We start from the raw sequence: 13,780 nt of genomic DNA on the forward strand, positions 1-13,780 counted from the left end.
GTATCATCCTAATTTACTATTTGGCAGTTTAACGTCACGTAAATAAACTGAACTTTTGTTAAGAGATTTACTTACGTATTGAATCAAAATTGATATTTATGTTTATTTTCTCTAGCCAGAGATTTCCAGTGAAAACAAGGCGAAATTACGCGTCAATAGCTCGCCTATTGCAAGTAAATTCAACATAGTTAGCGCTGTAAATAGCTGCTTGAGATAGATTTATTATCCAGAGTTCAGGTTATTTATGATATTGCGCACTTAATTCATGCACGGCGTTAATGAATACACCGGCATTTTCTGGGTCAACATCTGGTGTAATGCCGTGGCCTAAATTAAATACATGGCCATTGCCAGTACCAAAGTCTTCTAAAATAGTACCAACCTCTTGGCGAATACGATCAGGCGTACCATGAAGCATTGATGGGTCCATATTACCTTGCAGTGCTACTTTATCGCCAACACGACGTTTAGCATCACCAATGTTAATAGTCCAATCTAAACCTACTGCGTCACAGCCCGTTGCGGCAATCGCTTCAATCCACTGACCACCATTTTTGGTAAATAAAGTAACCGGTACTTTACGGCCATCGTATTCACGAATTAAGCCATCAACAATTTTATGCATGTATTGCAATGAAAACTCATTGTAATCACGCGGGCTTAGTACACCGCCCCATGAGTCAAATACCATTAGCGATTGCGCACCCGCTTTAACTTGCGCGTTTAAGTAATCTATCACCGAATCAGCTAGTTTATCGAGTAATAAATGCAGTGTTTGCGGCTCAGCAAACGCCATTTTTTTGATTTTACCAAATACTTTACTGCTACCACCTTCAACCATGTAAGTTGCAAGTGTCCAAGGCGAACCTGAAAAACCAATTAATGGCACTTCGCCTTTAAGTTCACGACGAATAGTGCTCACTGCGTTCATTACATAGCCAAGCTCATCGGTAGGATCGAGTTTAGGAATTTTTTTAACATCAGCTAGTGACGAAATTGGGCGTTCAAACTTAGGGCCTTCGCCTGTTTCGAAGTACAAGCCTAATCCCATTGCATCGGGAATAGTTAAAATATCACTAAACAAAATAGCTGCATCTAATGGGTAACGGCGCAAAGGCTGTAATGTTACTTCACAGGCTAACTCAGCATTTCTACACAGGCTCATAAAATCGCCCGCTTGTGCACGTGTAGCACGGTATTCAGGTAAATAACGTCCTGCTTGACGCATCATCCATATCGGCGTGACATCAACAGGTTGCTTGGCAAGGGCACGTAAATAACGGTCGTTTTTTAATTCGCTCATAGCGTATAGAGTCCTAGGGCTTTTAGAAATTGTGCAAGATTGTACCACCATATTCACGACCCCTCTATCGCTAAGCGATTAAATCGCTACAGAGTAGCGCTAGATCAAGTAATTTTTAATTTTCATGTTGCTTTGTACATAAAAAAACCAAACAAACGTTAATAATAAAAACTTTTCATTAAACTATTTGCAACACCTAAAAAAGCTTGATATTGTATCTCCCGCGTTAACAAAACAATAACAAAAATTGTTAATATAAAAATAATAAAAATCTCTAATAAAAATAAGAATGCTTGTTTAAACAAGTCTAATAAAGAAATTAAACCACCGTAACAGGTGGTTTTTTCTTGCCTGAAATAAATTACTTACAACTTATACCTTAAACAAAACCCTCTGTGGTACTACATCTATTTTACTTGTTGATATACACGCCAATTAAATATATCTTGGATGATAGAAACTTTATTACCAATTAAAAATCCAACCCAGCTTAGGAGAAGAATTATGCTGAAGCGTGTAGAAAAAGCTCAACAAAAGTGGGGGGGTAGCCATACGGTCATCGACAATTGGTTAAACGAACGCCAAGAGCTGATTGTACTTTATTGTAAAATTGCAGGCTTTTCACCTTACGAGAAAAAAGATCAATCTTTGCCTGAACCATCACAAATTCAAGCATTTTGCCAAATCTTAATGGATTACCTATCGGCCGGCCACTTTGAAGTGTACGACGATATTGCTAAAGCTTGCGAAAAGAAAGGCTTAGAAAGCCAACAACTAGCAAATACTATATACCCACGTATTTCAGATACCACTGACATTGCTCTAGATTTCAATGACAAATACGCTGAAGTAGACGCAGAAGATTTGTTAGTAGGATTTGATAATGACCTATCGGTTATTGGTGAAGCACTCGAAGCGCGCTTTGCACTCGAAGATGAGTTAATTGATAACTTATATTCTAACCACACTGACTAATTAGTTATTCAGTGCAATAAAAAAGGGACTTAAGGTCCCTTTTTTGTTTTATATAAATACTTATTCTGCAGCGGCAGCTTCTGCATCATTTTGAATTTCTAATAATTCAACTTCAAAAATAAGTGTTGAATTAGCAGGAATTTTACCTAAGTCACGATCGCCGTAAGCAAGGTCTGAAGGAATAGTAAATTTGTACTTAGACCCTACAGACATAAGTTGTAAACCTTCAGTCCAACCAGGAATTACACGGTTTAGTGGGAACGTTGTTGGCTCGTTACGTGAGTAAGAGCTATCGAACTCAGTACCGTCTAACAATGTGCCTTTATAATGTACTTTAACCACATCAGTTGCTACTGGTTTTGCGCCTTCGCCTTCGCTCATTACTTCGTACTGTAAACCAGACTCAGTAACCATCACGCCTTCTTTTTTAGCGTTATCAGCTAGGTATTTTTCACCTTCAGCTTTGCTTTTTTCAGACTCTACTTTTGCTTTTTCTTCTTGTTTAGTGCGCACTGATTCGTCTAATGCTGTTAGTACTTCACGAATTTTCTCTTCGTCAATTTTTGCATTACCCGCAAGTGCATCTTCAAAGCCTCGCATTAATAAAGCTTGGTCTAATTCAATACCAATTTCTTTTTTATCCGCTAAGTCTTTATTTAAAAAGTTACCTACAGATGCACCAATACCGTACGCTTGTTGTTGCGCTACAGTATCTAGTTTAACGTCTGCTTGCTCTTTTTTTGCTTCTTGATTACAAGCTGTAAGCGCTAAAACTGACGCTGCAATCAATGACAATTTAATCGTCTTTCTCATTTTAAATCTCCGACACACTTTGCAGTTGCCATTTATTGTAATATTACTAGTTAAAGATTAACGGCCTACATGGTAGGCTGCTTGTTTAATAGCTAAACTAAAAACATATCCAGTGATTAGACAAACAACCTAGGCGTTTAACGAGACCTAGTCTAACCTCTCAGTCACGAAGAGTTAAGAGGAAATACCTGTAATATGTCGTTATTTCGTACTTTTTTAGTCGCCACTTGCTGTTTATTAACAATTGCATGTAGTGATGAAAAACAACAAGCAGTGGCCATTTTTGAGCACACAGCACAGGGCGCCTTTTCATCTGCGTTATCGCACGATGGTCAATACAGCCTAGTATCTTCTATCCATCATGGGGTCGCACTTTGGGATAATCAACAGCAAGCCCTTAAATACCAATGGTTTCAACAACAAGCGCAAGACAGCCTTGTTTACGCTGTAGCCATTGCTTTTGATAATAGCGTGGCTGTTACCGCCGAAAAAGCCACCTTTGCGGTCTGGGATATTGCCACCGGCAAAAATAAAGGCTTTTATAAAATACAAAAAGCCAGTATCCGCGATATTGCCATTAGTAACCAAGGCCAAAGTGTTGTTTACGGGCGTAGTGATGGCGTTGTAGTATTTATAAACCTTAATACTGGCAGACGCATTGAATTTTTAGGCCACCAAGATAAAGTAAACACCGTAGACCTATCACCTAATGGGCGCTATGCATTGAGCGGCTCTAACGATTATGTGGCCTACTTATGGGATACCCAAAGTGGACAAGTTATCCATCGCTTTAATCACCCAACCCGAGTAACCCAAGTCGCTTTAGATCCTCAAGGTCGTTATGCTTTTACCGCCGACAGTATGGCACAAGCAAATGTATGGGAGCTGACTACAGGTGACCTTGTTAGTAAACTAAAGTATATTGCGCGTCAGAAAATTTTTACCGCAGTGCGCTTTAACGATCAAGGCACTTTATTAGCAACCGGTTCACCCAATAAACGAGTTGATTTATGGCAGCTAACCAGTGGTGAAAAAATTCAAACATGGCAAGTCACTCCGCGAGAAGGCAGTAAGCCCAAATCGGCAGTGGTACTTGATGTGGCATTTACAGATAACGGTAAATCATTGTTAACTGAAAGCTCGAGCGGAATCGCTGAGCGCTTTATTATACGAGAACCAAATGAACACAATTGAACATCGGCTAATGGAACTTGAGGCTAAAGTGGCTTTTCAAGACGAAACAATTGAAATTTTGAATGATGAAATAAAAGTTCACCAGCAACAGTTGGCAAAAATAAAGCGCCAAACCGAGTTGCTGGCTGAAAAACTTAAAGAGTCGCAAGCATCGCAACCTATGATGTCGAATATACCGGAGCCTCCGCCACCGCATTACTAAACTGTTTAGGTTTAGTCGCCTGGATTAAACACGCCAATGATCTGTTCAAATTGGCGTGTTGATGCCTGCACAGCCTGCTCTGGTTGAGCCATTTTATGACCACACTGCATACATTCAACTTTTTCTACGTCATGCTCTTTGTAGAGCATTAACATATCCATGGTTTTACACTCAGGACACGTTGCTCCAGCAATAAATCGTTTTTTATGTTTCACTTCGTTTTTCCTACCATTTTGACTGACGTTATTTTATCGCAATATTTGCCTACTTGATACGATTGATATAGCTAATAAGATCCGTGTTATAATGGCCGCAATTCAATCAAGGCACAGTAAAGTAACGTATTTATGATCCAAATCTCAGAAATAGAACTGCTTCGCGGTGGCAAAGCTTTATTAAAAAATGCATCGGCTACACTATTCCCAGAGCACAAAGTAGGCCTTGTTGGTGCCAATGGCTGTGGTAAGTCAACGTTATTTAGTTTATTAAAGTCTGAGCTTTCGTTAGATGGCGGTAATTGCAGTATTCCTAAAGATTGGTCACTGGCCTCAGTAAAGCAAGAAACCCCCGCTCTTGAAATAAGCGCTATAGATTACGTACTACAAGGCCACCCTGAATATTATGCACTGCGTATAGCGCTACGTGAAGCCGAGCAAAATAACGATGGCGACACCCAAGCTAAAGTGCATATTCAGCTTGAAAATATTAAAGGCTATAGCATTGAAGCCAAGGCAGGTGAGCTGTTACATGGTTTGGGCTTTGCTAATAATCAAATAGAAAACCCGGTAAGTGCATTTTCGGGTGGTTGGCGCATGCGCTTAAACTTAGCCCAAGCGCTTATTCGCGATGCCGACTTACTATTACTGGATGAGCCAACAAACCACCTAGATTTAGATGCCGTGTATTGGCTCGAGCGTTTTTTACGTGCCTACACCGGCACGCTAGTACTTATTTCTCACGACCGTGAGTTTTTAGATGCTGTGGTTGATCAAATTTGGCATATAGATAAACAACTTATTAATGTGTACAAAGGTAACTACTCGCAGTTTGAACGCCAAAAAGCTGAGCGCCTATTACAGCAGCAAGCCATGTTTGAAAAACAACAAGAACAAATAGCGCATCTTGAGCAGTTCATTACCCGCTTTAAAGCCAAAGCTAGTAAAGCCAAACAGGCACAAAGCCGTGTTAAAGCGCTAGAGCGAATGGAAAAACTTGCCCCAGCACATGTTGACTCGCCATTTGATTTTGAATTTGCCGAACCAACCGCCCTGCCTAACCCGTTAATGACACTCGACAAAGCCAAAGCCGGTTATGGCGATGTCACCATTTTAAACAGTATTAAGCTGAACTTAGTACCAGGCAGCCGTATTGCACTACTGGGCAGAAATGGCGCAGGTAAATCAACACTAATTAAGCTGCTCTCTGGTGACTTACAACCTCAAGCAGGTGAAGTGTTTCAGCATCAAGGCTTAAACATTGGCTACTTTGCGCAGCATCAACTGGAGTCTCTAGATTTAAAAGCCAGTGCCGTCACTCACCTGCAACGCTTAAACCCTAAAGCCAGCGAACAATCATTGCGTGACTTTTTAGGCGGTTTTGCCTTTGTAGGCGATAAAGCACTCGACCCTGTAGCTCCCTTTTCTGGCGGTGAAAAAGCCCGTTTAGTACTGGCTATGTTGGTTTATCAAAAACCAAATTTATTACTACTCGATGAGCCAACCAACCACCTTGATTTAGAAATGCGCCACGCTTTAGTTATGGCATTACAAGGCTTTGAAGGCGCTATGGTCACGGTATCGCATGACCGTCATATGCTTAAAAATACCGCCGATGAATTTTATTTAGTTGATAATGGCGAGGTCACCCAATTTGGCTACGACCTAGATGCATATTATCAGTGGCTGCTTAATGCTAATAAAGAAGCCGCTAAAAACGACACCGACGAAGAGCCAAAAGCCCATTCACAAGTTAACCGTAAAGAACAAAAGCGCTTAGAGGCCGAGTTTAGAAAAGCGATTCAACCGCTGAAAAAGCAAATTGAAAAGCTTGAAAAACAATTGGATAAATTTGCTGCAGAATTAGCTGACGTTGAAGAGGCGCTAGGCGATAACACACTTTATAACGATGAAAATAAAGCTAAGCTTAAAGAGTTAATTACTAAACAAGCCACACTTACGCCTAAGCTTAACGATGTTGAAGAAGAGCTACTTATGGCCCTTGAAGAAATGGAACAGAAAGAGCAGGCATTCGCCGATGAACTTGCTTAACAGCAACGATTTTTGGCAGTTTGCATGTAACCTTTATAGCAAAGGTGACATGCAAACGCGCCTGTTGGATTATCAAAACCAGCTAGGTAAAAACGTAAACCTGTGCTTATTGCTTTACTACTTAGATTCTCTCAATCTAACAATTAGCCAAGCACAGCTAAATAAGCTTGAACAATCAATTAGTGAGCTTGATAAGCAGGCATTGAAGCCACTACGAGCCACACGTGCCTATTTAAAAGCCAATAAAACCCAGGTTACAGATTACGCCGCAATTCGAAAAGCGCTTCTAGGTGCCGAGCTAAAATTAGAAAAGCAGCAACAAATAATATTGATTGATGAAGTTAATAGTATGAATTTAACACCTTGTGCAACGCCCAATAACAGCGATAAATATTTGGCATAATTTTTCACTATTAATTTCATCAGATCATAAGGTAGTGTTTAGAAATCTGTGTCATTTCAGTATTATTAAGAAAACAGGAGTGACACATGACTCAATCTTTCGACTTCAACAAAGCATTAGCTGAACTTCAAGCTGGTAAAGGCCTTACTGGCGAAGACGGTGTTCTAACACCATTAATTAAACAACTCACCGAAGCGGCTCTTAAAGCTGAATTAGAGCAGCATTTAGAATCTGAGACCCAAGTTAACCGTAAAAATGGTTCAACCAAAAAAACAGTTAAGTCATCCATAGGTCAATTCGAACTTGAAACGCCCAGAGACCGTTCAGGTTCGTTTGAACCTCAGCTTGTTAAAAAGAACCAAACCAAGTTAACGCCTGAAATTGATGAGAAAATCCTATCTATGTTTGCTTTAGGTATGAGCTATCGAGATATTCGAGGCCACATACAGGATATGTATGGCGTTGAGGTATCAGAGGCCACCATCACTGCCGTAACAGACCAACTGATACCAGAGCTTAAAGCATGGCAAGCGCGCAGCTTAGACACGCTTTACCCGTTTATCTGGCTTGATGCCATTCATTATAAGATTAAAGAAAATGGGCGCTACGTGAGTAAGGCTATTTATACCGTACTAGGTGTCAATATCGAGGGCCGCAAAGAGTTACTTGGTTTATATATCTCTGAAAGTGAAGGGGCTAACTATTGGTTATCAGTATTAACAGATTTACATAATCGTGGTGTATCCGATATTTTAATTGCCTGTGTTGATGGACTAAAAGGCTTCCCTGAAGCAATAGCAACAATCTATCCTGACGCCGAAGTGCAGGAGTGCGTTATTCATCAAATTCGTAATTCGATGAAGTACGTAGCCTCTAAGCACCAAAAAGAGTTTATGGCTGACCTGAAACCCGTTTATAAGGCAGCCACGAAAGATGCAGCAGAAGCCGCTCTCGCCGAATTAGATGCCAAATGGGGCAAGTTATACCCTATCGTTATCGAGTCTTGGCGTCGTAAGTGGGGCAATCTGTCGGTTTACTTCAAGTATCCAGATTACGTGCGTAAAGCTATTTATACCACAAATGCAATTGAAGCTGTACATCGTCAGTTTAGGCGACTCACCAAGACTAAGGGAGCATTCCCTAATGAAAACAGCTTGATGAAATTATTGTATGCAGGCATATTGAATGCCTCGAAGAAATGGACAATGCCAATCCATAATTGGAATCTGACATTGTCGCAATTGGCCATCCACTTCGAAGGTAGGTTAGATGGTGTGCTAGATATTTAGCAACTTAGGCTGACACAGAATTCTGAACGCCCTCGATCATAAAGCCATTTATATTATGAATATTAGCTCTTATATTCATGGTTACTTTGGTTTACTTTTATACACCAAGCTATATATCTTTAGTTTTGTATTGAAATACCTCTTCTAAAGGTAAGTTAAAAACTAAAGAAATTTTAAAAGCCACCTCTAAAGTGGGTGAATATTTATTTGCCTCAATTGCCATTACCGTTTGCCGCGTTACGCCAATAGCATCTGCTAACTGCTTTTGCGTCATTTCATCGCGTAAAAAGCGTAATGTTCGAATAGAGTTAGTTATTGCATACTCACTCATAGATATCACCCGTTCTGCCTTTATAAAGCTGCGCTATGTAATTGACTATTTCGGCAATCAAAAAAGCGCCTACCATGATATGCATTGGTAAATATGGAATATTATATTCGATAGCTGGGCCCCAGTTATTAGCTTCAATTTGATATTGAAAAATAGCAACACAAATTCCCGCCTGTAAGATTATGGCCTTGTATTTATAACCCACTAAATTTATTTGCTTTTCTCTCACATCAGGTGGCTGATTTAATTCATTATCACTGATAAATGTAAGTAATAAATAGCTCAATACTATAAGTATCACAGAATAAATTAACACCTGTAGCAATAAGCCAGATAACCAAGAAACAGAACTAAGCTGCTGCGTACTCGCATTCATTAGTCTGTTTACATAAAAGTAAGATATGTACACACTTACTAGTAAATCGATACTCAGCGTCAGTTCTCTAAAACTTATGCTTTGTAAAAGCTCTTTAAAGTGCTCTGAACGAGTCATATAAAGCTAACTCCAAGTAAAATATTTTTGACTTTTAAACTATAAGTTCACTTTTTAGCCATGTCAAATATATTTAACACCAGGTTTATTTTATTTAACCTAAAACAAAGCAACGGTTATTCAAAGCTGAACTTTGCTGACCATCTTTATTATAAAAGTGATTAAAAAATCGCAGATAATTTACTAAAAAGTGCAAAATCGACTTAACTTTATTGATCAAAATCAACATCTGCATTGCCCATTTTATAATCTGTAAAATAGCTTGATCTGGATCATATCAAGTACCACTGAGCCAGCCTATGATTACCCCATAGACATCAGGAGGCAATTATGGACGTATTCTTTAGAGATTTTTTTAGCGACCCAGTACTATTTTTATCATTTGGATTTTTAGGCGTCGTTATTAGTTTATGCCTCTTCTTTGTGTATTTTTTCATGAAAAAAGTACACGATGCAGATATTAAAGAACAGCATTAAGCACGACGCACAAAGCGCCTTATTAGTTTACTGATTAGGCGCTTTTTATTTTTAAATATAAAAAATTTGCTACACTAGCGCTTCGTTAATTGCAAAGTGCGTAGTACAGACATGATCCCTAAGTTCAAACCCGCATGGTGGATGACCAACCGACACGTTCAAACCATAATACCGCGTTTTTTCCGCCCTTTTCATCATACTCGCTACGAACTTGCGCAACTTGATACGCCCGACGGAGACTTTATTGAGCTTGCTTGGTCACTCCCGCATAACGAAAAAGCACCACTCGCAGTGGTACTTCATGGACTTGAAGGCAATATCAACAGTTTTTATGCCAAAGGCATGATGAAGGCATTAAAAAAGCAAGGCTTTGCTGTCGTATTGATGCACTTTAGAAACTGCTCAACCGAAGTAAACCGCTTACCAAGAGCCTACCATAGTGGCGACACCGCCGATTTAGCTTTTTTTATAAATCATTTAAAACAACAGTTTCCAAATCGCCCTATTGTAGCGGTGGGTTTTTCATTGGGTGGTAATGTACTGGCTAAGTATTTAGGCGAAGAAAACATTCACTGCCCGCTTAACGCAGCTGCCGTGATATCTGCGCCCTATGATTTATCATCATCTAGTGATGTTATTCGTAAAAGCTTAGGTAAAATTTATCAAAAATATTTGCTCGATCGAATGAAAAAATCGATGCAACGTAAATTACCGCAAATTAAACAGCAGATACCGATCACCACTGATCAATTAATGGAAATTGACGATTTATTAGAGTTCGATAACCAGCTTACAGCACCGTTGCATGGCTTTGAGAATGCACACGATTACTACAAAAAAGCCAGTGCGATGCCATATTTAAAAGATATTGCGACACCTACACTAATTATTCATGCCAAAGACGACCCTATGCTGTCGATTAAAGCGGTTCCAAGTAGTCAGGATGTAAGTGAGCATGTTACGCTGCGTATCTCTGAAAAAGGCGGCCACGTAGGTTTTATTAGCGGTAACAACCCATTTAAACCCGTGTATTGGCTAGAGCAAGTAGTGCCTGACTATTTTAAGCAATGTGTATTTAATAACACCGATAATGAGTGGCTATGATTATTCCTTTTGAACAACTTGATAAAGACACACTGTACAACCTAATTGAAAGCTACGTTTTGCGCGAAGGCACTGACTATGGCGAACAAGAGTTCAGTATTGAAAGTAAAGTAGCGCAAGTAAATCAGCAATTAAAAAGCGGCGAAGCTATGGTGTTTTTCTCTGAGCTACATGAGTCGGTCACCATAATTTCTAAAAGTGAATTCAAAGCACTACAAAGTGAAGCGCAATTCGACGAGTAAACTTGTCAGACACGGCGTAAAAATAGACAATGGCTTTTTTAACTTAAAGAGCCATTATAAATGATAAAACTAAGCTCAATAGTTATTGCAATGTCGATTGCATTAACAGGTGCAGTACACGCAGAAATTACTCCCTCAGATAAAGCAATTAAGCTTGCACACGATACCATTTTAATCGATACCCACATTGATGTACCTTACCGTATTCACGCAAAATGGGCTGATGTAACTAAAGCTACTGATGGCGGCGATTTTGATTACCCTCGTGCAGTAAAAGGCGGTTTAAACGCGCCATTTATGTCGATTTATATTCCTGCTCATTTAGAGTTTGAAGGCAAAGGCAAAAGCTTTCAATTAGCGAATCAACTTATTGATGGTATGGAAGCAATTGCACAACGTGCACCTGACAAGTTTGCCATTGCCAGCTCAACAAGCGATATCGAAGCACAATTTAAGCAAGGTAAAATGTCGATTGCTATGGGCATGGAAAACGGCTCACCCATTGAAGGCGATTTAAACAACCTACAGCATTTTTTTGACCGTGGTGTGCGCTATATCACCCTTGCTCACTCGCAAAGCAACCATATTTCTGACTCATCATACGATATTCGTCGCAACTGGAAAGGCCTAAGCCCATTTGGTAAAGAACTAGTAAAAGAGATGAATAACATCGGCATGCTGATTGATGTGTCTCATATCTCGGACGATGCGTTTTATCAAGTGATGGAACTGTCTAACACACCCGTTATTGCGTCACACTCTTCACTACGTAAATACACGCCGGGTTTTGAGCGTAATATGAATGACGACATGCTGTTAGCCCTTAAAAAGAACGGTGGTGTAATTCAAATTAACTTTGGTTCAAGTTTTGTTACTGCTAAAGCAGGTACGTGGGGCAAACAGTTAAAGAGTAAAAAAGAAGCGGTAAAAAAAGATGGTACTAAGTTAAGTAAAGATTTTGATGCGATGTACCGCGCTAAAAACCCCTACCCATTTGCAAGCCTTGAGCAAGTTCTTGATCATATTGATCACGTTGTGAAGCTAATTGGTATCGAGCATGTTGGTATTGGCTCTGATTACGACGGTGTAGGTGACTCACTGCCTATCGGCTTAAAGGATGTATCTAGCTACCCTAACCTAGTTCAAGGTTTGATGGACAGAGGTTACAGCGACACCGATATTAAAAAGATTTTAAGCGGCAATACGCTAAGAGTGTGGAAGCAAGCTGAGCAATACGCAAAATCGCATTAAGCTTTACGCGCTAGGCTTAGGTCTAGCGCTTATAGCCAATTTAAACACCGTATTTTGCCACTCACGCCCCGCCTTCTTAATTAACCCGTATATTTCATCCTCGTTTAACACATTTTTTAACAGACTTATATTTCGAAAACAGATGAATTACCCATTTTAGAGGCAGATTATTTTATGACTATAAACAAAGGAACTATTGCGATTACTATAGCAACACTTGCCTTGGTAATTTCATGCTACGGAACATTTTTTAAAAATCAGCCCAGTTCACCTAATAAACCTAAGCAACAGCTAAGCCCCACAGTTTCTATTAGTACTCCTGCAGAATATCAGCAATCAAATGAAGCCTTAATTGACGAACTAAGCAAGAAAGTAAGTTCGCTACAACGCAAAGTAGCAAACTTAACACTGCACGCTAATGGCTCTTATCAAGAACAAGATACCGACGAATTTAAGGAACTTGTTCTTGACGTACTAGAGGAAAAACAGCAGCAAGAAGATGAAAAACGACGTGAGCAAAATCCTCTTTATAGCTTTTATGCAGACTTACCAGAAGACTATGATTTAAGGATCAAATCAGAACCTGATTATGCTAAACAAATAAACTCTCAATTAAGAGAGCAAACTTTAGATCCAAGCATCTCTGATTTAAATAGGTTAGCTGCACTGAGCCAACTGCAAATGAATATGTATATTCTAAATAAATCTACTATGCCCGAGTATGACTATGAAGTAGTAGGTAACATTTTAAATTTAGCGAACAGCAGTAGTGACGAAAAATTTAAAATTCAAGCTGTTGAGTTAACAACTCAGACACCGGTACTTGATTACCGCCTTGCAGAGCAATTTACAATCTTGTTAGAGCAAGACACGAATGATTATATCCGTCGCTTAGCTGCACAAGGGTTGATGGCGCAATACTACCAAGCTCAAAATAAACAAGATGGCTATACAAAGCAAATGGCGCAACATCTACTTTCAGTTTATGACAATAGTTCTGACAATGCAGTCAGGGCAACGCTTGACGAAATGATGGGTAACCAAGATATGCTTGATGAATTACGTAAGAATGCTGGTTACTAACTAATTAAGTTCATGCTCCTACTTTGTTACAGCGATAACATGAATACTTTTACTTCAGACATTAAAAAACCCGAGACTGAGCTCGGGTTTTATTAATGCTTAATGCATTACAACTAATGATTACTCTACGATAGTTGCTACAAAGCACCTACCCCTAAGGTAAGAGCGCCACCTTCACATGAAGTAAATTGCAGACATTAAAAAACCCGAGGCTAAGCTCGGGTTTTTCGTATTAATTAGCTAGGCTAATTATTACTCTACGATAGTTGCTACAACACCAGCACCTACAGTACGGCCACCTTCACGGATAGCGAAACGAAGACCTTCGTCCATCGCGATTGGTGCGATTAGCG

At 39.6% G+C, this 13,780-nt stretch carries 16 protein-coding genes; 10 read left to right on the plus strand and 6 right to left on the minus strand.

All coding sequences use genetic code 11. The annotated features are described in order from the left end of the window. Positions 1-238: 238 nt before the first annotated feature. Positions 239-1,303: a uroporphyrinogen decarboxylase gene (hemE, locus tag CWC30_RS13130; protein WP_036980553.1), complete on the minus strand. Its 1,065-nt coding sequence runs from the start codon at positions 1,301-1,303 to the stop codon at positions 239-241. 504 nt (positions 1,304-1,807) lie between these two features. On the opposite strand from hemE, the gene CWC30_RS13135 reads away from it, so the two are divergent. Further along, positions 1,808-2,278, plus strand: coding sequence for an Rsd/AlgQ family anti-sigma factor (locus tag CWC30_RS13135; protein ID WP_010392345.1), 471 nt, complete (start codon positions 1,808-1,810; stop codon positions 2,276-2,278). 60 nt (positions 2,279-2,338) lie between these two features. Here the strand turns inward: CWC30_RS13135 and fkpA are convergent, their stop codons facing one another. After that, complete coding sequence (gene fkpA / locus CWC30_RS13140; protein ID WP_036980556.1) at positions 2,339-3,091, minus strand: FKBP-type peptidyl-prolyl cis-trans isomerase; 753 nt, start codon at positions 3,089-3,091, stop codon at positions 2,339-2,341. A gap of 195 nt (positions 3,092-3,286) precedes the next feature. Here fkpA and CWC30_RS13145 point away from each other — a divergent pair, with 195 nt between their 5' ends. Next, positions 3,287-4,285 (plus strand): WD40 repeat domain-containing protein, encoded by a 999-nt coding sequence (locus tag CWC30_RS13145; RefSeq protein ID WP_138627312.1) that lies wholly within the window; start codon positions 3,287-3,289, stop codon positions 4,283-4,285. Continuing rightward, positions 4,272-4,487, plus strand: a complete 216-nt coding sequence (locus CWC30_RS13150; RefSeq protein ID WP_036980562.1) for a SlyX family protein — start codon at positions 4,272-4,274, stop codon at positions 4,485-4,487. Before CWC30_RS13145 ends, CWC30_RS13150 begins: the two co-directional genes overlap by 14 nt. Before the next feature lie 11 nt (positions 4,488-4,498). Here CWC30_RS13150 and CWC30_RS13155 read toward each other — a convergent pair whose 3' ends face one another. Continuing rightward, complete coding sequence (locus CWC30_RS13155; RefSeq protein ID WP_008114218.1) at positions 4,499-4,702, minus strand: YheV family putative zinc ribbon protein; 204 nt, start codon at positions 4,700-4,702, stop codon at positions 4,499-4,501. A 132-nt stretch (positions 4,703-4,834) separates the two neighbouring features. Between CWC30_RS13155 and CWC30_RS13160 the strand changes: the two genes are divergently transcribed. The 3 genes from CWC30_RS13160 (at position 4,835) to CWC30_RS13170 (ending at position 8,446) form a co-directional block, all read left to right on the plus strand. Further along, positions 4,835-6,754: an ATP-binding cassette domain-containing protein gene (locus tag CWC30_RS13160; RefSeq protein ID WP_138627313.1), complete on the plus strand. Its 1,920-nt coding sequence runs from the start codon at positions 4,835-4,837 to the stop codon at positions 6,752-6,754. Then, on the plus strand, positions 6,741-7,157 hold the full coding sequence (locus tag CWC30_RS13165) for a TIGR02444 family protein (RefSeq protein ID WP_138627314.1): 417 nt from the start codon (positions 6,741-6,743) through the stop codon (positions 7,155-7,157). Before CWC30_RS13160 ends, CWC30_RS13165 begins: the two co-directional genes overlap by 14 nt. Positions 7,158-7,243: 86 nt before the next feature. Next, positions 7,244-8,446: an IS256 family transposase gene (locus CWC30_RS13170; RefSeq protein ID WP_008465246.1), complete on the plus strand. Its 1,203-nt coding sequence runs from the start codon at positions 7,244-7,246 to the stop codon at positions 8,444-8,446. Between the two features lie 109 nt (positions 8,447-8,555). On the opposite strand, the gene CWC30_RS13175 is transcribed toward CWC30_RS13170, so the two are convergent. After that, positions 8,556-8,777, minus strand: a complete 222-nt coding sequence (locus tag CWC30_RS13175; RefSeq protein ID WP_010392331.1) for a helix-turn-helix transcriptional regulator — start codon at positions 8,775-8,777, stop codon at positions 8,556-8,558. Beyond that, complete coding sequence (locus CWC30_RS13180) at positions 8,770-9,270, minus strand: hypothetical protein (protein ID WP_138627315.1); 501 nt, start codon at positions 9,268-9,270, stop codon at positions 8,770-8,772. Before CWC30_RS13180 ends, CWC30_RS13175 begins: the two co-directional genes overlap by 8 nt. 588 nt (positions 9,271-9,858) lie before the next feature. On the opposite strand from CWC30_RS13180, the gene CWC30_RS13185 reads away from it, so the two are divergent. The 4 genes from CWC30_RS13185 to CWC30_RS13200 all read left to right on the plus strand — a co-directional run bounded on the left by CWC30_RS13185 (position 9,859) and on the right by CWC30_RS13200 (position 13,427). Next, positions 9,859-10,851, plus strand: coding sequence for a hydrolase (locus CWC30_RS13185; RefSeq protein ID WP_138627316.1), 993 nt, complete (start codon positions 9,859-9,861; stop codon positions 10,849-10,851). Next, a complete protein-coding gene (locus CWC30_RS13190; RefSeq protein ID WP_008114225.1) occupies positions 10,848-11,093 on the plus strand; it encodes a YheU family protein in 246 nt (81 codons plus the stop codon). The genes CWC30_RS13185 and CWC30_RS13190 overlap by 4 nt, the downstream gene beginning before the upstream one ends. Positions 11,094-11,153: 60 nt before the next feature. Continuing rightward, the gene (locus tag CWC30_RS13195; RefSeq protein WP_138627317.1) at positions 11,154-12,344 is read left to right on the plus strand and encodes a dipeptidase; all 1,191 of its coding nucleotides are present in this window, start codon (positions 11,154-11,156) and stop codon (positions 12,342-12,344) included. A gap of 174 nt (positions 12,345-12,518) precedes the next feature. After that, entirely contained in the window at positions 12,519-13,427 is a 909-nt protein-coding gene (locus CWC30_RS13200; RefSeq protein ID WP_138627318.1) for a hypothetical protein, read from the plus strand. A gap of 252 nt (positions 13,428-13,679) precedes the next feature. On the opposite strand, the gene CWC30_RS13205 is transcribed toward CWC30_RS13200, so the two are convergent. Next, a partial coding sequence (locus tag CWC30_RS13205) for an EF-Tu C-terminal domain-related protein (protein ID WP_476742307.1) occupies positions 13,680-13,780 on the minus strand: 101 nt, incomplete at its 5' end.

Source organism: Pseudoalteromonas sp. S4741, assembly GCF_005886135.1.
Taxonomy (GTDB): domain Bacteria; phylum Pseudomonadota; class Gammaproteobacteria; order Enterobacterales; family Alteromonadaceae; genus Pseudoalteromonas; species Pseudoalteromonas tetraodonis.